The sequence below is a fragment of the Nodularia harveyana UHCC-0300 genome, assembly GCF_034931085.1.
Taxonomy (GTDB): domain Bacteria; phylum Cyanobacteriota; class Cyanobacteriia; order Cyanobacteriales; family Nostocaceae; genus Nodularia; species Nodularia harveyana.
Window position 1 is genome coordinate 34,269 of record NZ_JAYGHG010000015.1, and the last position, 20,679, is coordinate 54,947.

General features: G+C 41.9%; 11 protein-coding genes. 5 read left to right on the forward strand and 6 right to left on the reverse strand.

Translation table 11 applies throughout. From position 1 onward, the window contains the following. The first annotated feature begins 15 nt into the window (after positions 1-15). Complete coding sequence (locus tag VB620_RS10985) at positions 16-7,833, forward strand: non-ribosomal peptide synthetase (RefSeq protein WP_323196190.1); 7,818 nt, start codon at positions 16-18, stop codon at positions 7,831-7,833. A 47-nt stretch (positions 7,834-7,880) separates the two neighbouring features. Further along, positions 7,881-12,065, forward strand: coding sequence for an amino acid adenylation domain-containing protein (locus VB620_RS10990; protein ID WP_323196191.1), 4,185 nt, complete (start codon positions 7,881-7,883; stop codon positions 12,063-12,065). 272 nt (positions 12,066-12,337) lie between these two features. Here the strand turns inward: VB620_RS10990 and rpsU are convergent, their stop codons facing one another. From rpsU to VB620_RS11015, 5 genes are all read right to left on the reverse strand, one after another. Next, complete coding sequence (gene rpsU, locus VB620_RS10995; RefSeq protein WP_017803988.1) at positions 12,338-12,526, reverse strand: 30S ribosomal protein S21; 189 nt, start codon at positions 12,524-12,526, stop codon at positions 12,338-12,340. A gap of 128 nt (positions 12,527-12,654) precedes the next feature. Continuing rightward, positions 12,655-12,948, reverse strand: a complete 294-nt coding sequence (locus tag VB620_RS11000; RefSeq protein WP_323196192.1) for an RNA recognition motif domain-containing protein — start codon at positions 12,946-12,948, stop codon at positions 12,655-12,657. Between the two features lie 78 nt (positions 12,949-13,026). Continuing rightward, positions 13,027-13,278, reverse strand: a complete 252-nt coding sequence (locus VB620_RS11005; RefSeq protein ID WP_323196193.1) for a hypothetical protein — start codon at positions 13,276-13,278, stop codon at positions 13,027-13,029. A gap of 335 nt (positions 13,279-13,613) precedes the next feature. Then, positions 13,614-13,880, reverse strand: coding sequence for a hypothetical protein (locus VB620_RS11010; RefSeq protein WP_323196194.1), 267 nt, complete (start codon positions 13,878-13,880; stop codon positions 13,614-13,616). Positions 13,881-13,955: 75 nt separating this feature from the next. Beyond that, positions 13,956-14,192 carry a hypothetical protein gene (locus VB620_RS11015; protein WP_323196195.1) on the reverse strand — a complete coding sequence of 79 codons (237 nt, stop codon included), beginning with the start codon at positions 14,190-14,192 and terminating at the stop codon, positions 13,956-13,958. Positions 14,193-14,596: 404 nt separating this feature from the next. Between VB620_RS11015 and VB620_RS11020 the strand changes: the two genes are divergently transcribed. From VB620_RS11020 to VB620_RS11030, 3 genes are read left to right on the forward strand one after another with little or no spacing between them, the layout of a single operon-like run. Further along, positions 14,597-15,367, forward strand: coding sequence for a peptidylprolyl isomerase (locus tag VB620_RS11020; protein WP_323196196.1), 771 nt, complete (start codon positions 14,597-14,599; stop codon positions 15,365-15,367). 48 nt (positions 15,368-15,415) lie between these two features. Next, complete coding sequence (locus tag VB620_RS11025; RefSeq protein ID WP_323196197.1) at positions 15,416-18,412, forward strand: peptidase domain-containing ABC transporter; 2,997 nt, start codon at positions 15,416-15,418, stop codon at positions 18,410-18,412. Between the two features lie 50 nt (positions 18,413-18,462). Beyond that, the gene (locus VB620_RS11030) at positions 18,463-20,028 is read left to right on the forward strand and encodes an HlyD family efflux transporter periplasmic adaptor subunit (protein ID WP_323196198.1); all 1,566 of its coding nucleotides are present in this window, start codon (positions 18,463-18,465) and stop codon (positions 20,026-20,028) included. Positions 20,029-20,078: 50 nt separating this feature from the next. Here VB620_RS11030 and VB620_RS11035 read toward each other — a convergent pair whose 3' ends face one another. Then, positions 20,079-20,522, reverse strand: a complete 444-nt coding sequence (locus VB620_RS11035; RefSeq protein WP_323196199.1) for a PIN domain-containing protein — start codon at positions 20,520-20,522, stop codon at positions 20,079-20,081. Positions 20,523-20,679 lie beyond the last annotated feature (157 nt).

Genomic DNA, 20,679 nt, shown 5'->3' on the forward strand with positions numbered 1-20,679 from the left:
CTACCCCTAGCCTCTATGAACAAGTCTTTAACAGCCAAAAAGCAAGAGTTACTGAAGCTGATGCTGAAGAAAAAAGGCATTAGTGTGAAGAATGAAGCGATCGCCCGTCGCAATTCATCCCAACCCGCGCCTCTGTCTTTTTCCCAACAACGTCTCTGGTTTCTGAACCAATGGGACGAAAATAGTGCTAGTTATAACATCCCCACGGCGGTACAACTCACTGGTGAACTTCAGGTGACTGCTTTAGAACAGGCTTTGAGGGAAATTGTTCATCGTCATGAAATTCTCAGAACTAGCTTTCAGGTGGTAGATGATACCCCTGTGCAGGTGGTTGATGCAGATGTGAATATTACTCTATCTGTAGTGGATTTACAGGGGATACCAAGCCCAGAACAAACAGCCGAAGTCCAGCAGCGTATAGCGTTGGAAGTTTCTACACCCTTTGATTTAACCATCGCACCTTTATTTCGAGTGCAACTACTCCGCCTCGGTGAAATCTCCCACCTGCTGCTGTTAAACCTGCACCACATAGTTTCTGATGGTTGGTCTGTGGGTGTATTTATCCAAGAACTCTCAGCTTTGTATACAGCTTTCATTGAGGGGAAACCGTCACCCTTACCAGAGTTAGCAATTCAGTATGCAGACTTCGCAGCTTGGCAAAGACAATCTTTAACAGAGGAAGTTTTAGGTAATAAACTGGAATATTGGCGGTCACAATTGGCAGATGCTACCCCACTGTTGGAATTACCTAGCCGCCCCCGTCCCCCCATTCAGACTTATCGCGGTAGCACTTTTACCCAGGAACTGAGTGCTGAACTCACCCAACAATTTAAAACCCTCAGCCAAGAAACAGGTGTGACTCTGTTTATGGCTTTACAAGCAGCCTTTGTTACCTTGCTGCATCGCTACAGTAGTCAAACAGATATCCTCATCGGTACACCTGTCGCTAACCGCGATCGCCAAGAACTAGAACCATTAATTGGCTTTTTTGTCAATACCTTAGTTCTGCGTCACCAAATTGCTGGTAATCCTAGCTTTTTAGAGTTGCTCCAACAGGTACAGCAAACAACCTTAGATGGCTTTTCTCATCAGGATGTCCCCTTTGAGCAAGTGGTAGAAGCTCTACAACCAGAGCGCAATCTTAGTTACAGCCCCCTATTTCAGGTAATGTTTGCGCTGCAAAATGCGCCTGTGGGGGAGTTGGAACTTTCGGGGTTGAAAATTGCGCCTCGAGAAATGGAGATAGTGACAGCTAAATTTGATTTAACTGTGTCAATGGAGGAAATCGGCGGAAAACTGAGGGGGACATGGGAATATAACTGTGATTTATTTGATAATGCCACAATTACCCAGATGGCGGGACATTTCCAGAATTTATTAAATGCGATCGCCACCCATCCCCAACAAGCGATCGCAGATTTACCCCTACTCACTCCATCAGAACGTCATCAAATACTTGTAGAGTGGAATCAAACTCAAGCAGAATATCCTACAGATGTATGTCTGCATCAATTATTTGAGGCACAAGTCCAACGCACACCTAATCATATTGCTGTAATTGGGGAAGAGGAAAAGTTAACCTACAGCCAGTTAAATACCCGTGCTAATCAACTAGCTCACTATTTACAATCTGTGGGAGTAGGAGCAGATACCCTAGTGGGGATTTATGCAGAACGTTCCCTAGAAATGGTAGTTGGGTTACTGGGGATTCTCAAAGCCGGCGGTGCGTATCTTCCCTTAGACCCAGAGTATCCGGCGGAACGTTTAGCGTTCATGATTCAGGATGCTGAAATTAACATCTTATTAACACAAACACATTTATTAGACTCCCTACCATCACAGCAAGCTCAGATAATTTGCCTAGATCAAGATTCTTATTACACAGATGAGACTCATCGCGCCTCCTCCTCCCCCAGCGATTTAGCATACGTAATTTATACATCCGGTTCCACAGGTAAACCCAAAGGGGTCATGATTCCCCATCGAGCCATAGTTAATCACATGGTTTGGATGCAGAACACTTTCCCCCTCACTTCCCATGATCAAGTTCTGCAAAAAACCCCCTTCAGCTTTGACGCAGCTATCTGGGAATTTTACGCCCCTTTGCTAGCGGGAGCGCAGTTAGTCATGGCGCAACCAGGAGGACATCGAGACAGTACTTATTTAATAGATGTCATTAATAAATATCAAATCACCACATTACAACTGGTTCCCTCTTTGCTGCGAATGCTCCTCGACTCCGGAGATTTCTCTAGCTGTAAATCCCTGAAACGGATCTTTTGTGGTGGTGAAGTCTTGACCACCGAACTAGTAGAACGCTGTCAAAGTCAAATAAATGCCGAGATATATAACCTTTATGGTCCCACAGAAGCGACAATTGATGCTACTTGCTCAAAAGTAGCTGCTGGGATTAATCAAACAGTTCCCATTGGTTGTCCCATCGCCAATACTCAAATTTATCTCCTCGACCAAAATTTACAACCAGTTCCCGTTGGTGTCCCTGGTGAAATATACATTGGTGGTGCGGGGTTAGCTAGAGGTTACTTACATCGTCCAGAGTTGACCCAAGAGCGATTTATTCCCAATCCCTTTAGTGAAGGTCATCTATATAAAACTGGTGATTTAGCTCGCTATTTACCTGATGGACAAATTGAATACCTGGGTCGGGTAGACTTTCAGGTAAAACTACGAGGTTTTCGTATTGAATTGGGAGAGATTGAAACAGCATTAACTCAACATCCCCAAGTCCAACAAGCAGCAGCAATTATCCGCGAAGACCAACCAGGCGACCAACGTTTAGTAGCTTACATCATTCCAGCAGGGGACGCACCCACCAGCGACGAGTTGCGCCACTCTCTCCAACAGCAACTCCCCGACTACATGATTCCCACTGCCTTTGTAGTTCTTGATACCTTTCCCCTGACACCCAACGGTAAACTAAACCGGAATGCTCTCCCCGCACCAGAGATCAATTACACTTCCGAAAACTTTGTTTCACCCCGCACAGAAACGGAAGTCTTAATTGCTGATGTCTTCGCCGCAGTTTTGAGAATCACACAGGTTAGCATCCATGATAATTTCTTTACTCTGGGAGGACATTCCCTCTTAGCTACACAAGTAATTTCCCGTCTGCGGCAAATTTTTGGTCTGGAAATACCGCTACGACTGTTGTTTGAATCTCCCACTGTGGCGGAACTTGACCAAGCTATTCAGAAATTACAACAAACTGAGTCGGATTTGCTCTCACCACCCCTGGTTCCTGTAACGAGAGACAGTCAACCCTTACCTTTATCTTGGTCACAGCAAAGACTGTGGTTTTTAAGTCAATTAGAAGAAAGCAGTAGTACATACAATGTACCTGCGGCGATCCAGTTACAGGGATATCTGCACGTTGCAGCTTTAGAACAAGCATTACAGGAAATTGTCCGTCGCCACGAAATTTTACGGACTAGTTTTCCCAGTCACAATGGGATACCAACTCAAGTGATTGTTGCTGATGTCACCGTCACCCTCCCAGTGATCGATTTACAGGGATTACCAGTATCAGAACAAGCTCAACAAGTCAAACAACTGACAATTACAGCTACTCAGACAGTTTTTGATCTGACTGTTGCGCCGTTAATGCGATCGCAGTTGTTGTGTTTAGATCAAGAGTCTCATATTTTACTGATCAATCTGCATCATATAGTTTGTGATGGTTGGTCTGTGGGTGTATTTATCGAAGAATTATCAGCACTATATACAGCCTTCGTTGAGGAAAAACCCTCCCCTTTACCAGAGTTAGCTATTCAGTATGCTGATTTTGCGATTTGGCAAAGACAATGGTTGAGTGGAGAAGTATTAGACAAAAAACTCAACTATTGGAAACAACAGCTAGCAGGTGCGCCACCACTTTTAGAGTTACCAACTGACCGTCCCCGTCCTCCCCAACCCAGTTATCAAGGTGGGAATTATGGGTTTACAGTTGATGCTGAGTTGACAACAAAACTCCAGAATTTGAGTCAGAAATCCGGCGTTACTTTATTCATGACTCTGCAAGCTGTATTTGTGACTTTGCTACATCGTTATAGTGGTCAAACAGATATACTTGTGGGGACACCCATTGCTAACCGCGATCGCGCTGAGATTGAACCCCTACTCGGTTTATTTATCAACAGTCTAGTACTGCGCTCGCAACTTACAGATAACCCCAAATTTTCCCAACTACTGCAACAAGTCCGACAAGTAGCCTTAGAAGCTTACGCTTACCAAGATGTCCCCTTTGAGCAAATAGTAGAAGCATTACAACCAGAGCGCAACCTCAGTTACAGTCCCCTGTTTCAGGTAATGTTCATTTGGCAAAATACCCCCTCAGCAAATTGGGAATTACCAGGGTTGAGTCTGAGCGCTTTACCGATGGAAATAGTTACAGCCAAGTTTGATTTAACTTTGGCGATGGAAGAAACACCCGCAGGATTAGCCGGAAATTGGGAATATAACAGCGACTTGTTTGATTTAGAAACTATTCAACGCATCGCGCACCACTTCCAAAATTTACTCGCAGCAGTAACCGCCGATCCAGAACAACCAGTGGCTTTATTACCACTGTTAACAGCTAGTGAAGCCCAAAAAATCCTAGTTGATTGGAATCAAACTCAGGCGACCTATCCCACCGATGTCTGTTTACATCAACTGTTTGAGGCTCAGGTAGAAAAAACACCAGATGCGATCGCCGTAGAAATAGCCACAGAACAACTAACTTACACTCAGTTAAATTCCCGTGCTAATCAACTAGCTGCGTACTTGCAATCCTTGGGTGTAGGAACTGATCAGTTAGTAGGAATTTGTGTCGAACGTTCCCTAGATATGCTTGTGGGTTTATTAGCAATCCTCAAAGCAGGTGGTGCTTATGTACCCCTCGACCCCAAATATCCGGCGGAACGTATAGCTTTCATGGTGGAGAATGCTGAAGTTGCAGTCCTCTTAACACAACAGCACTTAGTAAATTCACTGCCCACCACAGAAGCCAAAATTATCTGTTTAGATACAGATTGGCTAGCTATTACTGCAAATACTTTCCCCTCTCCCATCTCTACTTCCTACTCCCCTAGTCAACTGGCTTATGTAATTTACACCTCCGGTTCTACAGGTCAACCCAAAGGTGTGCAGATTATCCATAGTGCTGTGGTTAACTTTTTAACCTCAGTGGCGCAACAGCCAGGAATCACAGCTAAAGACGTTTTACTTTCTGTCACAACTTTATCCTTTGATATTGCGGTACTAGAGATTTTCTTACCCTTGATCGTAGGGGCTAAAGTTGTTTTAGTCAGTGCTGAAACTAGTAAAGATGGCTATGCATTACAGAAGTTGTTGCTAGAATCTCACGCCACAATCATGCAAGCTACACCAGCCACTTGGCGGATTTTATTGGCTTCTGGGTGGAATGGTGCAAATCAATTCAAAATTTTCTCTGTAGGTGAAGCATTACCTAGAGATTTAGCGAATCAACTATTAGCCAGAAGTTCTCAACTCTGGAATGCTTACGGTCCCACAGAAACTACAATTTGGTCAACAGTTGATCAAGTAGAACCAGGTGAAGGAAAGGTGTTGATTGGTCGTCCCATCGCTAATACTGAAATTTATCTGTTAGACACCTACGGACAACCAGTACCAATTGGGGTCGGAGGAGAACTGCATATTGGTGGCGCAGGATTAGCTAGAGGTTATCGTCACCGTCCAGATTTAACAGCAGATAAATTTGTTGAATTGGCTCTAGGGTCTGATTCCCCATCTCCGAAGCGATTATATAAAACAGGTGATTTAGCTAGATATACTTCAGATGGCAAAATTGAATACTTGGGACGCATTGACCATCAAGTAAAATTACGGGGTTTCCGCATAGAATTGGGTGAAATTGAAGCTGGAATCATCGCCCATCCCCAAGTTAAGCAAGCCGCCGTGATTGTTCGTGAAGACCAACCGGGAAATAAACGCTTGGTAGGATATGTTGTTTCCCAAGCAGAAGCACCGACTAACAGCGAGTTGCGGACTTTGCTACAACAGCAACTTCCTGAATATATGATTCCGCAGATATTTGTCTACTTAGAGGCGTTACCTCTGACACCCAATGGCAAAATCGACCGCCGCGCCCTTCCTGTCCCGGATGTAGCCGCTAGTAACCAAGATAATTTTGTCTCCCCCCGCAACTTTATTGAAGAAAGCTTAGTGAATATCTGGGGTGAAATTATCGGACTGGAACAAGTGGGGATTCACGATAATTTCTTTGATTTGGGTGGTGATTCTATTATTAGTATCCAGGTAATTGCCCGCGCTCATCAATTGGGAATCCAACTGACTCTGAAGCAGATTTTCCAACATCAAACCATTTCTGAGTTAGCCCAAGTCTGCACAATGGGTACTATTCCCGCAGAACAGGGGTTAGTGACTGGAGAAATACCCCTAACGCCGATTCAGCATTGGTTTTTTGAGCAAAATTCACCAGAACCACACCATTTTAATCAGTCAATACTGCTAGAAGTTCAGCCAGATTTGCAGCCAGAACTATTACAGCAAGTATTACAAAAGCTGTTAGAACATCATGATGCTTTGCGGTTGCGGTTTGGGCGGGATGATTCCCAATGGTCGCAAGTTAATGGTGATGGGAAAATTACCGCACCCTTTGAGGTGATGGATTTATCAACAGAGATTCCCGCACAGCAATCACAGAGAATTACAGCCATAGCTACGGAATTGCAAGCTAGCCTCAATTTATTAACAGGTGAATTGCTGCGAGTTGTGCTGTTTTACTTGGGAACAGATAAACCCAGTCAGTTACTGATTATTATTCATCACTTAGCTATCGATGGAGTCTCTTGGCGGATTTTGTTAGAAGACTTATCTACTGCATACCAACAACTCAGCCGGGGAGAAATTATCCAATTACCAGCGAAAACAAATTCTTTTCAAGATTGGGGAATGCGGTTGTTAGAATACGGGCGATCGCCTACGCTCAAATCTGAAATAGAATATTGGCTGAGACAATCTCATAATGTCCCCCTACCTGTAGACTATCCCCAGGGACAAGACCATAACACCGTAGCTAGTGCTAAACAAGTATCAGTTAGCCTCAGTGAATCTGAAACCCTCGCACTGCTACAAGAAGTCCCCCAAGCCTACAACACCCAAATTAACGATATTTTATTAACTGCCTGTCTCCAAAGCTGCGCTCAATGGACAGGTAACAATTCACTCCTGATGGATTTAGAAGCACACGGAAGAGAAGAACTATTCGCAGATATCAACCTCTCCCGCACGGTGGGTTGGTTTACGGCAATTTTCCCCGTACTCCTATCACTTGAGGAAAATCCTCATCCCGGAGAAGCCCTAAAATCCATCAAAGAACAACTGCGGCGAATCCCCCAAAAAGGCATCAATTACGGAATCCTGCGCTATCTCAGCGATGACCCCCAAATTCGCCAACAACTAGCAGACCTCCCACCAGCAGAAGTCTGTTTCAACTACCTGGGACAATTTGAACGCATCCCACCGGGAATTATCCAAGGATTTGCCGATATATCCACTGGAGAAAATCAAAGTCCTTCATCCCGTCGGCGCTACTTATTAGAAATTACGGGAATTGTCGCCGCAGGTAAACTACAGATCAATTTAATTTACAGCGCACAAGTGCATCAAAAAAGCACTATTCAGCGTCTTGCTGATAATTTGATCACCGCTTTACAAACACTCATTAGCCACTGTCAGTCCACAGTAGGCGGATACACCCCTTCTGATTTTCCTGTCGCTGATTTAAGCCAAGACGAGTTAGATGCTTTATTAGCAGAAATTGATGAATAGGAAAACAGTTCACGACTCAACTACAAATTACCCATTAATAGGAAACTATGACAGTCTCTAAACAAACCAGCAAAAACAAAAACGTCGCCGCCATTTATCCTTTGTCGCCTATGCAACAGGGGATGCTGTTTCATACTTTATACTCACCAGAGTCAGGGATTTATTTTGAGCAGTTTATTTGCACTATTAGCGGCAAATTAAATGTACCAGTGTTTCAGCAAGCTTGGCAGCAAGTTGTAGAGCGACATCCTGTCTTGAGAACCCTGTTTGTTTGGGAAAATCGCAAAAAGCCTTTACAGGTTGTCCGGCATCAAGTTAAATTACCCTGGATTGAGTATGATTGGCGTTCAGTTTCTCCCTCGGAACAACAAAGACAAGTAGAAGAGTTTTTGGTGAGCGATCGCACTCAAGGCTTTAAGCTAGATCAAGCTCCGTTGATGCGTTGTGCTTTGCTGCAATTGGCAGAAAATACCTATGAATTTGTCGCCAGTTTTCATCACTTATTAGTCGATGGTTGGTCACTCCCCATTCTGTTTCAAGAAGTATTTGCTTTCTACGAAGCCGGAAATCGCGGTGAATCTATATCTTTAACTACCCCTCGTCCCTACCAAGATTATATTAATTGGTTGCAAAATCAAGACATTGCGGCGGCGGAAAACTTTTGGCGGCAAAAATTACAAGGCTTCACCGCACCCACTCCTCTGGGGGTAGATCAAAATGTGCCAGGAAAAGGTAATTTTTTAGACGTTAAATTTGAGTTACCATCCCAGACCTCAGCCACTCTCCAAAGTTTTGCCCAGCAACATCGTGTTACCCTTTCTACCTTAGTGCAAGGAGCATGGTCAGTATTACTGAGTCGCTACAGTGGGGAATTGGATGTAGTTTTCGGGGCTACGGTGTCCGGTCGTCCTCCAACCTTAGCGGGGGTAGAGTCGATGGTGGGCTTGTTTATCAATACCCTACCGGTGCGGGTGCAAATCCCAGAAGATACAGCAATTGTGCCTTGGTTACAATCTTTACAGAGCCAACAGGTAGAACGGGAACAATATGCTTACAGTCCCTTGGTCGATATTCAAACCTGGAGTCAAGTTCCGGGGGGAATGTCTTTATTTGAAAGTTTGGTAGTATTTGAGAATTATCCTGTAGATGCGGCACTGCAAGAACCTTTAGAAAGCTTAGACATTGATCATGTCCGGACTTTTGAAATCACTAACTATCCTTTAACCTTGGTAGCAGCAGCCCAGCAGACATTATCTGGCAGAATTATATATGATTGCGATCGCTTTGATGCCGCAACCGTAACCCGCATGATGGGACATTTCCAAAATGTTTTAACAGCAATTGTCACTCAGCCAGAGTTACCGATTACACAATTACCTTTAATTAGTGACACCGAAAAACAACAGTTAATATCTGCCTGGAATGCTAATAAAAAAACATATTCTCATGATTTCTGTTTACATCAAAAATTTGAGCAGCAGGTAGAAACAACACCCGATGCTGTAGCATTAGTATTCGGTGAGGAAAGTCTCACATACAGCCAGTTAAATACTCGCGCCAATCAATTAGCCCATCACTTGCAGTCTTTGGGTGTAAAGCCTGAAACCCTTGTGGGAGTCTGCGTGGAGCGTTCCCTAGACATGATGGTGGCTATCCTGGGTATCCTCAAAGCAGGTGCTGCATATCTCCCCCTTGACCCAGAGTATCCCCCTGAGCGTTTAGAGTTTATGCTAGATGACTCTCAGGTGTCGGTATTATTAACTCAGGCGAAGTGGTTAGAATCTTTACCTGTGACTGCTGTTAAAACTATCTGTTTAGATAAGGATTGGGCAGATATTCAACAGCAGAGTTTAGAAAATCCTGTGGGTCAGGCGACATCAGAGAGTTTAGCTTATGTAATTTATACCTCTGGCTCTACGGGTAAACCGAAGGGTGTATTAGTCAATCATAGTAATGTGACGCGGCTATTTGCAGCTACTCAGGATTGGTTTAACTTTGATGCTAGGGATGTTTGGACGCTGTTCCATTCCTATGCTTTTGATTTCTCAGTGTGGGAAATGTGGGGAGCGTTATTACATGGTGGGCGGTTGGTAGTTGTGCCTTTCTTTGTCAGTCGTGACCCAGAAGAGTTTTATAAGTTGCTTTGTCGGGAAGGGGTGACGGTTCTTAATCAGACTCCTTCGGCTTTTCGTCAGTTGATTTGGGTGGATGGTTCACGCGGAGGCGCGGAGGCGCGGAGAGAGGAAGATGAGAAGATGGGTTTGCGCTGGGTGATTTTTGGCGGTGAGGCGCTTGACCCTACTAGTTTATTACCTTGGTTTGAGGGACATGGTGATGCTTGTCCGCAGTTGGTGAATATGTACGGGATTACTGAAACTACTGTACACGTGACTTTCCGTCCTTTGACTATGGCGGATGCTGGGTGTAGTAGTAGTGTGATTGGTGTCCCCATTCCGGATTTACAAGTTTATATTCTGGATGAGTTTTTACAACCTGTGCCGGTGGGGGTGCGGGGTGAAATGTATGTTGGCGGTGCTGGGGTAACTAGGGGTTATCTCAATCGTCCAGAGTTGACTGCTGAAAGGTTTATTGATTCTGGGGGAGAGGTATTATATAAGACTGGGGATTTAGCGCGTTATTTGGCTGATGGTAATCTGGAATATCTCGGTCGCATTGATGACCAAGTGAAAATTCGCGGTTTTCGCATTGAGTTGGGGGAAATTGAGGCGGCGTTAAATCAACATGATATGGTTCAGGAAAATGTGGTGGTTGCGCGTCCAGATAGTTCGGGGAATCAGCGTTTAGTAGCTTATATTGTGCCTGATGCTTTGGAAGCTTCTCATGTACAGCAACTTCTGCGCCTGGAACAGCAGGGAAGATTCAATAATCAACTGCGGTATGAGTTACCTAATGGGATGACAATTGCTCATTTGAATCAAAATGAAACTGAGTTTGTTTATCAGGAGATTTTTGCTGAGGAATCTTATTTACGACATGGTATCACTCTCCAAGATGGCGATCGCATTTTTGATGTCGGGGCTAATATTGGTATGTTTTCGCTGTTTGCTGCCCAACAATGTCAAAACCCTGTAATTTACGCTTTTGAACCAATTCCCCCAGTATTTGAGGTTCTGCGTCTTAATTGTGAATTGTATGGGTTGAATGTGCAGTTATTCCAATGTGGTTTATCTGATGAGGTGAAAACAGATGAATTTACCTATTATCCCAATGTCTCTGTGATTTCTGGTCGCTTTGCAAATGAAGACCAGGAACGGGAAACAATTAAATCTTTCTTAGTCAACCAAAAGGGTAATGACACAAATGTAGCGTTATCTGAGGCAGAAATTGATGAGCTATTAACAGAACGTTTAACTCATCAACGTTTCACTTGCCAGTTAAACACCATTTCTGATGTGATTCAACAACAAGGTGTGACTCAAATTGATTTACTCAAAATTGATGCTGAGAAAAGTGAACTAGCAGTTTTAGCAGGAATCAAAGCCGAGGACTGGCCGAAAATCAAGCAAATTGTGGTAGAGATTCACGATATTGACGGACAACTAGCCTACGTCACCAACTTACTCCAACAACATGGCTTTGAGTGCGAAATTGAACAGGATGTAGTTTTACAAGATACAGCTTTATACAATATCTATGCAATCAGGCCTCGCTCTCCTCAAGCCTCTAGCACTACTCAAAAGACAACTTGGACTAGTCCCCAAGCACTAATTAATCAAGCCCGTCAACATCTAGAGGTACAATTGCCTGATTATATGATTCCCTCAGCTTTTGTTTTGCTGGATAGTTTACCCCTGACTACTAATGGTAAACTCGACCGCCGCGCTTTACCGTCCCCAGATTTAGCCCAAAATCTGAGCGCTAGTTTTGTCCCACCACAAACGGAGACAGAACAGGCGATCGCTGATATCATATCCTCTGTATTAGAAATTGCCAAAATCGGCATTCATGACAACTTTTTTGAACTAGGCGGACATTCCCTCTTAGCGACTCAAGTTGTTTCCCGTTTACGCCAAACTTTCACCATTGAGTTACCAGTCCAAGCCATTTTTAATAGTCCCACCATCGCCGGACTAGCAGAAATAGTCATAGCCAAACAACTAGAACAAATCGACGATGATGCACTGTCCCAGATTTTAGCCGAAGTTAATCAGCTATCATCTCACGAAGTTAAACAGCAATTAAACCAGGGACAGGGAACAGTTAACAGTTAACAGGGAACAGTTAACAGTTAACAGGGAACAGTTAACAGGGAACAGTTAACAGGGAACAGTATTCAAGGCGTTTTATTCAGAGGTTTCAACCCAATTATGTCTCTGGACTGATAACTGATAACTGATAACTGATAACTGATAACTGATAACTGATAACTGATAACTGATAACTGATAACTGATAACTGATAACTGATAACTGATAACTGATAACTGTTCTAATAACAAAGCCCTCAGATATCTGAGGGCCTTAATTTCAAGCTACGTCAGTTCTTAGTTGCGGAAACGTCTCTTACTCTGTCTATGCTTGGCAATTTCTTTGCGCTTGCGTTTTTCCAGGGGTGTTTCAAAGTGACGATGCTTCCTCATATCTGGAAAAATTCCGGCTTTGGAAACTTCTCGTTTAAAGCGGCGTAAAGCTGACTCAATAGCTTCATTTTCACCCACTATAATTTGGGTCATTATCTCTCCTACTAAATTGATTTAATTGATAACTCGACAGTGGTAACAAATTCAGTTAACTAGAGTATGCAAAAAGCCGAACTTTGTCTAACCTTGAAAACTCTAGTTAACATTTCAACTTTCAAAGCTTAGTAGCCACCACCATATCCACCCCGGCTACCACCGGAGGGACCTCTGTTTTCTTTGGGTTTAGCTTTGTTAACTTTCAGGGTACGACCCATCCATTCAGCACCGTCTAAAGCTTCAATAGCAGCAGCTTCTTCGGCCTCGGTTTGCATTTCCACAAAACCAAAGCCTCGCGGACGACCTGTTTCTCGGTCACTAGGTAGCTGAACTCTATTCACAGAACCATATTCTGTAAAAACTTCCTTCAAATCATCTTGTGTAACGTCGTATGAGAGGTTACCTACATAAATTGACATCGATTCTCTCCAAAATCATCACTGTCTAGAGATGTGAAGCACCCTAACTTGTCTTCGGCTGAAGCTGGAATTTCCAACTTATAGCCAGCGCAACAACGGTTTCATTCGTTCTCTCTCAAGGAGAAAAACTACCTGAACAGGGTTTCCCGCTTCATCTGCCATCACCGTATCCGGCATATCACAAGGATATTCGGGGCTAAACCCGATTTCAGCCAATCCTTCCACAAGGGTAGGTCTGACACAGCCGAGGCATTGAGTGGCAGTATTTCCCCCCGTTGCAGCAATTGCCGTTTCGCAGGCAGTGAGATTTTTGTTTCCTGCATTCACCATGACCAGATTAGTCAGTGGTTAAGTGCATTTGTTGATCTCTAACAGTTACAGGGGGCTTGACTCGTCCTTAAGGATGAACTCAACTTTATTAGTTTATTATAGGTTAGTTGATTGGGGGTTGCTTAACATCATTTCTTTGGTTGAACTTTGAGTGAAGCGCTATCTTCCCTAAATCACTTCTGATACTTTCTGTTTCCATTAGTCAAATGATGTGGATACCCAGAGATGCTGACGGTGAAAGTCCCTCAAATTTCCTCTAAATAATTGATTCAATTTTTGATATAATTTTTTATACTGGCGGTAAAGAGTATAATTATCAAAATTAATACTATCATCTACAAGTTTTTCGATGAAATCCATCCTTTAATAGAACGGTGGAGCAGTCGGCAAGGCCAAAAGAAAGCTCCACACATACTAACGGAGGCGATGGTAGTTAACATTCTCCAATTTGAGTGAGACAAATTATCTGATTCTGATGATTTCTCTTCCTTACTTTGCTCTAGCTCTTGAATTAAAAGAGATAGCTGACTGACTGTACTCACCCCTTCAATTGCTGCTCCAATTAGATAAGCTACCAGGGCAATTCCTAGCCAGTGATTCATATATTTTGTCAAGGTTACATTCCCAGAAAATAATTGACCATATATGTTATATGTGTAATTATTTTGTTTGCTCTACTAATAATAGCCTTTGTCACAGGATATTCTTCCTTCTGCTGTGTCACGGATTAAGGGAAGTTTAGATTTGATGTAAGTATTGAGGCTGCTATCTGCTTGAATATCTAGCACTTGCTGGGATTTAAACTTCTGAAGGAGTAATTGGATTAAGGCGGCATCGTCGAACTGGAGTAGAGTACTAACTTGGGTGGACTCCACTACAGACCAAATTTGTTGCATCATCTTAGCAGTAATCATGATTTTGAGCTTTCTTAAGATTTTCTTTATAATCTCATAGTTTCAGGATTTGTGCTTGGTTTCACTCTCTATGTTAATGAATCAACACAAAATAACTTTCATTAGGATGAAAAGAACTCCCTTAGAGGTCATGTACTTAAATTAACTTAATATATCTAGAATACTGACATAAAGTTTCACTTCAATTTAGCTCATGAGCTTTGTCAATAGATTACGCTGATTCAGCGATCGCATATTACAGGATTGTGTATGTGAATTTTAGCGTAAGTCCTGATACTATATACCTATCTATTTACACTAAACTGAAGCATTATATATCTGCACCACAACCTTATTAACCAAAGAATAACCTATTAGCTAAATTTTTCGAGTATTCTAGTCAAAACTATTGTTAATAAAAAAATATGACAGCAGTTCTAAAATCCGGTGAAATTTGGCAACAAACAGTTGCTAATCTTCATAATTGTGACTCAGCAGAAATTTTGCAACTGCTGGAAAAATACCAAATGCTTCCACAGCTAATCAAAGAAGTAGTTATTGACGAAGCGATCGCTGAAATTTCATGTACACCAGAAGAAAAGAAAATAGCCTGTGAAAATTTAGCTCAACATTATCAAATCACCTCTGACGATATCCGTCAACGCTGGCTAGAAAAGAATAATCTTACCACAGAACAATTAGATGCGATCGCCATCCGCCAATTTAAAATCGAAAAATTCAAGCACTTGACTTGGGGAAACGATTTAGAATCCTACTTTTCCCAGCGCAAACCCCAACTAGATCGAGTAATTTATTCTTTAATCAGAACTAATGACATGGGGATTGCTCAAGAAATTTATTTTCGCCTCCAAGCCGGAGAACAAACCTTTGGTGAATTAGCACAAGAATATTCCCAAGGACCAGAAGCACAGACAAATGGTTTAGTTGGTCCGGTAGAATTGCAAACTCTGCATCCAGTTTTAGCCAAGATATTAACTAGTAGCCAACCACAGCAACTCCTACCACCAACTCCAATAGAAAACTTGATAGTCATCATCCGCCTAGAAAAATTACTGCTCACACAGTTAGATAATTCACTACGCCAACGCCTACTAAACGAACGTTTTCATACTTGGCTACAAGCACAGATGACAACACAAAATACAGATAATAGCAACCTCAAAATCTCAAACTAACTTTTAGGTTGTAATTATAAATACACATCTATATATACTAATCAAGAAATGGCTAATATTGCAAGTTACTTTCCAGAATTTCTTTCCAAAATAGAAGGCTTTCAACATCTACCTGCTGAAGAAATAACTCATCTTTCCCAACAATTACAACCTTTGCGCTACCGCATAGGAAACAAAATAATCGGGAAAGAAAAACTCAACGAACAAATTAGCATTCTTTACCAAGGAAAAGTCCGGTTATTGGGATATCATCCCCAAACCCAAACACCTACAACCTTAAAATTATTGGAACCAGGCGCAATCATCGGTGAGATTAGTATATTACGGGAAGTGGCCTGTGAAACAGCGATCGCATCCACAGAAGTCATCTGTCTCAGCTTAAATAAAACCGAATATTTGCGCCTCCTGACTTCCTACCCACACTTTAGCAACACACGCGTAAACCGCAGTCATTTAATCGAAGTATTTGACGTTCTCAGTTCACAAGTAGAAAAGCAAGCCAACGCAGTACTGAACTTCACCGAACTAGCCGAACAAGCCTTATCCAGAGCCAAAATACATTATCTTAATCCAGACATCACCTCAGCCATTCAACTAGATAGAGAACATATCTGGTTCGTCAGTAGCAGTAGTTCATTCACCCAATTTCCTCCTGGTTCCCGCTTAGAATTAACTGACACACTAGAAATCACAGGAACAAAACGCCCTCGTTTGATAGGTTTATCTCCCACAGACTTATCATTTTTAGATAGTCATCAAATAGAGACTCCGGTAAAACTTACCCAAGCAACTATCACAGATGACCTAGATATTCCCTACGCCTCTGACCAAGAAATTCCCCAGCCCCAACCATCTCCAGAAGAAACCCCACGAAAACCTCAAAAATACCCATTTATTAAAGCTAAAGGCGAATTAAATACCACCATCGCCTGTTTTCAAATGCTCTCGAAACACCTAGAAATGCCCTTTCGCCGGGAGGTGATTCGTCGCTTCTTAACTGAGCAAATCCAACGTCAAGGAAACATATCCTTTCCAGCTTGTGCTTACGTCGCCGAATTCATCGGACTCAAATCTCAGTTAGTAGACCTACCCGTAGCAGCAATTACCCGCATTCCCACACCAGCACTAATTTATTATGGTGATAGCTATGCTGTTTTATATGAAACCAACCCGAACACCATAGTTATAGGTGTACCATCCCAAGGAATTGTCCGTTGCAAACCTGCGGAATTTGTCGCCAAATTAGATGTTGACGAAAGCAACTTACCTCCCCAGGTAAAAGTTTTATTACTGACTGCTACCAAAGAAACACCCCAAGAACGCTTTGGTATTCAATGGTTTATTCCTTATCTCTCCAAATATCGCCGAGTTCTCATAGAAGTTTTTATTGCTTCCTTCTTTGTCCAATTAGCCCAGCTAGCTAACCCCCTCGTCATTCAACTAATCATTGATAAAGTCATAGTTCAAAATAGCATTAATACCCTCAATATTTTAGGAGTATTGCTGTTAGTAGTCGGCATATTTGAAGCCTTACTCACCACATTAAGAACCTACTTATTTGTCGATACCACCAACCGTATTGATATGAGTTTGGGTTCAAAAATTATCGACCACCTACTACGTTTACCACAGCGCTATTTTGATAAACGACCTGTCGGTGAACTTTCCACTCGCATCAACGAATTAGAGAATATTCGCCAGTTTCTCACAGGTACAGCCTTAACCGTCGTTTTAGATGCCCTATTTTCGATAATTTATATTATCGTCATGCTGTTTTATAGCTGGCAATTAACCTTAGTCGGTTTAAGCACAATTCCCATATTTATTATCATCACATTAATTGCTTCCCCCACAATTAGCAAACAGTTACGCAGTAAAGCCGAACGCAACGCCCACACGCAATCATATTTAGTTGAAGTCATGTCGGGGATGCAGACAGTAAAAGCCCAAAACATTGAACTACAATCGCGGTTTTCCTGGCAAAAGCGTTATGCTCAATATGTAGCGGCTGGTTTTAAAACTGTTATTACTTCCACCCTCGCCAACTCCACCAGTAGTTTTCTGAATAAACTCAGTGCATTACTAATTTTGTGGTTAGGCGCTTATCTAGTCCTGCAACAAGAATTAACTCTGGGTGAATTAATCGCCTTTCGGATTATCTCAGGTTACGTCACCAGCCCCATATTACGATTAGCTCAACTCTGGCAAACTTTCCAAGAAACAGCTTTATCTCTAGAACGTTTAAGCGATATTGTTGATACACCAGAAGAAGGCGAAGAAGACCGAGGAAATATTCCCTTACCCGCCATCTCTGGGGATGTCAAATTTGAAAATGTTTCCTTCCGATTTGCGACCAGTGGCCCCTTACAACTTTCTAACGTTAACCTCGATATTCCATCAGGAAAATTTATTGGGATTGTCGGTCAAAGTGGTTCCGGTAAAAGCACATTAATGAAACTACTGCTGAGATTATACGAACTAGAGTCCGGCAGAATTTTAGTTGATAATTATGATATTGCCAAAGTCGAACTTTATTCCCTGCGGCGACAGCTGGGTGTAGTTCCCCAAGAAACACTCTTATTTGATGGAACTGTTCAGGACAATATCGCTTTAACCAATCCCGATTCCACCACAGACGAAATTATTGCAGCAGCGCGCATTGCTGTGGCGCACGATTTTATTATGTCCTTACCCAACGGTTACAATACACGGGTAGGAGAACGGGGTGCGGGACTTTCCGGAGGACAAAGACAAAGAATTGCGATCGCCCGTTCTATATTACAACGACCAAAGTTATTAGTTTTAGACGAAGCCACCAGCGCCCTAGACTACCCCACAGAAAGACAAGTGTGTTTAAACTTAGCTCAAGCCTTTAAAGGGAACACAGTTTTCTTTATCACCCACCGTCTGAACACCGTTAGCCATGCAGATATGATAGTCGTTATGGATAATGGCAGAGTTATCGAACAAGGAAACCACCGAGAATTAATGGCTGCTAAAGGTCATTATTCCTATCTTTATCAGCAACAAGAAGTTAACTTATAAACCTAGCACTAATTTTCTCCCCAATAGTTCCTACCCAAATCTAAAATCCTATGACTCTACTTAATGGAAATAGCAACGGTAAGCAAAAAAATAATATCCAACCAGATTCCCAGATAGACACATCTTTAGCTAAAGCTTCTCACCAGTCTTTTGGTAACGCCGACTATACTAATTTTGAACAATCAGTAGTATTACGCCAATCCCCAATTTGGTCCCGTGCAATTATGATGACCTTAGTTGGGTTAGCCTGTTTTGGAATTACTTGGGCTTATTTCGCTAAAATTGAGCAAGTAGTCCCCGCTACAGGTCAACTCAAGCCAGAAGGGACAGTCAAAGAAGTTCAAGCTCCCGTCAGTGGAGTCGTAAAATCTGTTCATATTAAAGATGGCGAAAAAGTTCAGCCAGGAGATTTATTACTTACCTTTGAAACTGTAGCTACAGTTGCCGAATTAGATGCATTAAAACAGATTCGCACCGCGTTAATGGCAGAAAACCAAATTTATCGGCGGTTAATGGAAAATAGTTATACCACAGCATCTGAAGTAGAATTTTCCAGTGGTAAATTACCCATAAATGCCGAATTTCTGTTAAAAAGTAGGACAGCATTAGTTAAAGAAAATGAATTATTACGTGCTGAACTGAGTAACCTAAATACAGTTACAGGTTTAGGAATTGACGAACAAAAACGGTTACAATTTGCTCAAAGAGAATTAGATTCTCGCTCTAGCGCCGCACAATTAGAAGTAGATAAAACTAAAAAAGAACTTGCTCAAGTAAAAGTGAGAAAGAAAAATACTCAATCTAGTTTAGCCATTCAACAGGGTATCTTAGATAAAATTCAAATCCTCGCCGAAGAAGGTGGTATTTCTCAGCTTCAGTATCTCAATCAGCAACAACAAGTCCAAACCCTCGCAGCCGAAATAGCCGAACTAGATGAGGAACAGCAACGTTTACAGTTCGGAATTGAGCAAAGACAGCAAGAACAAAAAAATACCGTGGCGGCTTCTGGAAAAAATGTCTTAGAAAAAATAGCTGATAATAAAAAACGGATTGCAGAAATTGATAGCCAATTTATGAAAATTGTGCTAAGTAATGAACAAACTTTGGCAGATTTAAATAGTAAGATTTCCCAATCTCAATTAAACTTTGAATATCAAGAACTCCGCGCTCCTGTAGCAGGAACTATTTTCGACCTCCAAGCAAAAAACCCTGGTTTTGTCGCCAATGCTAGTCAAATCGTTTTACAAATTGTCCCTAATGATAAATTCACTGCTGAGGTTTTCATTACCAATAAAGATATTGGTTTTGTGCGGCCAGGGATGAAGACTGATGTGAGAATTGATTCTTTTCCTTTTAGCAAGTTTGGTGACATTAAAGGACAAGTGGTTAGTATCGGCTCAGATGCATTACCACCAGATGAAACATATCAATTTTATAGATTTCCGGCAACCATTAGTTTGGATAAACAATATTTAGATATTAACGGTAGAAATATCTCGTTACAGTCAGGAATGTCAATTGTCGCTAATATTAAAGTGCGGGAAGAACGCACAGTTATGAGTCTATTTACTGAAATGTTTACTAAACAAGTTGAGAGTTTGAAAGAAGTCCGTTAATTAAAAGATGTTTGTACCCAGGGGGCTATAGTAAAATCAAATATACCTTCTTACTTAGTCCCCTGTAACTGATTCTCTAGATTTACACGTAAGCACAAGTCTTTTATCGACCAAACCCACAACTTATTTGTAAATCCTGCAAAATCTTCTGGTCTGTGAGTAACAATTGCATCTAGCTCACAGAACCTAGCACAGGATAACTCGACAGCAGATTCAAAATCTCTCAAGGGTAATGAGCGTGCTTTGTGGATAATCTGCTGGTCAACTTGGCAAACCGCAATTTTCCCTTTTAACCAAAATAAGACTATTTCGGCAATTTTAGTATTTTTTAAGCATCTGGCATAGGTGTAAATTTTTTGCCAGCCAACATCCGTGATGTACATTTCAATTAATGGATGTGCTGTGTCTAATAATTCTCTAATATCGTCTGTAAATTCTTGGCGATTAATCAAAGCCTCTAATATTAAATCAGCATCCCATAAAATTCTAATCACTGAAAATTCCCTTTAGAGTGTGATAGAGATAGCATCAGAAACCATCTGAAAAGCATTTAATTGACATCATTTATCCTGATATTTCGCTGACTTAATGTTTTGCAATTCCACCAGTAATACGAGAACTAAAAACACAATATAATAGGATCAATACCTG

Bases quoted from the DNA above. Each gene is read 5' to 3' on its own strand.
- VB620_RS11030 (WP_323196198.1), top strand. From the start codon at position 18,463: ATGACTCTACTTAATGGAAATAGCAACGGTAAGCAAAAAAATAATATC.
- VB620_RS11025 (WP_323196197.1), top strand. From the start codon at position 15,416: ATGGCTAATATTGCAAGTTACTTTCCAGAATTTCTTTCCAAAATAGAA.
- rpsU (WP_017803988.1), bottom strand. From the start codon at position 12,526: ATGACCCAAATTATAGTGGGTGAAAATGAAGCTATTGAGTCAGCTTTA.
- VB620_RS11010 (WP_323196194.1), bottom strand. From the start codon at position 13,880: ATGAATCACTGGCTAGGAATTGCCCTGGTAGCTTATCTAATTGGAGCA.
- VB620_RS10985 (WP_323196190.1), top strand. From the start codon at position 16: ATGAACAAGTCTTTAACAGCCAAAAAGCAAGAGTTACTGAAGCTGATG.
- VB620_RS11005 (WP_323196193.1), bottom strand. From the start codon at position 13,278: ATGGTGAATGCAGGAAACAAAAATCTCACTGCCTGCGAAACGGCAATT.
- VB620_RS10990 (WP_323196191.1), top strand. From the start codon at position 7,881: ATGACAGTCTCTAAACAAACCAGCAAAAACAAAAACGTCGCCGCCATT.
- VB620_RS11015 (WP_323196195.1), bottom strand. From the start codon at position 14,192: ATGATTACTGCTAAGATGATGCAACAAATTTGGTCTGTAGTGGAGTCC.
- VB620_RS11000 (WP_323196192.1), bottom strand. From the start codon at position 12,948: ATGTCAATTTATGTAGGTAACCTCTCATACGACGTTACACAAGATGAT.
- VB620_RS11020 (WP_323196196.1), top strand. From the start codon at position 14,597: ATGACAGCAGTTCTAAAATCCGGTGAAATTTGGCAACAAACAGTTGCT.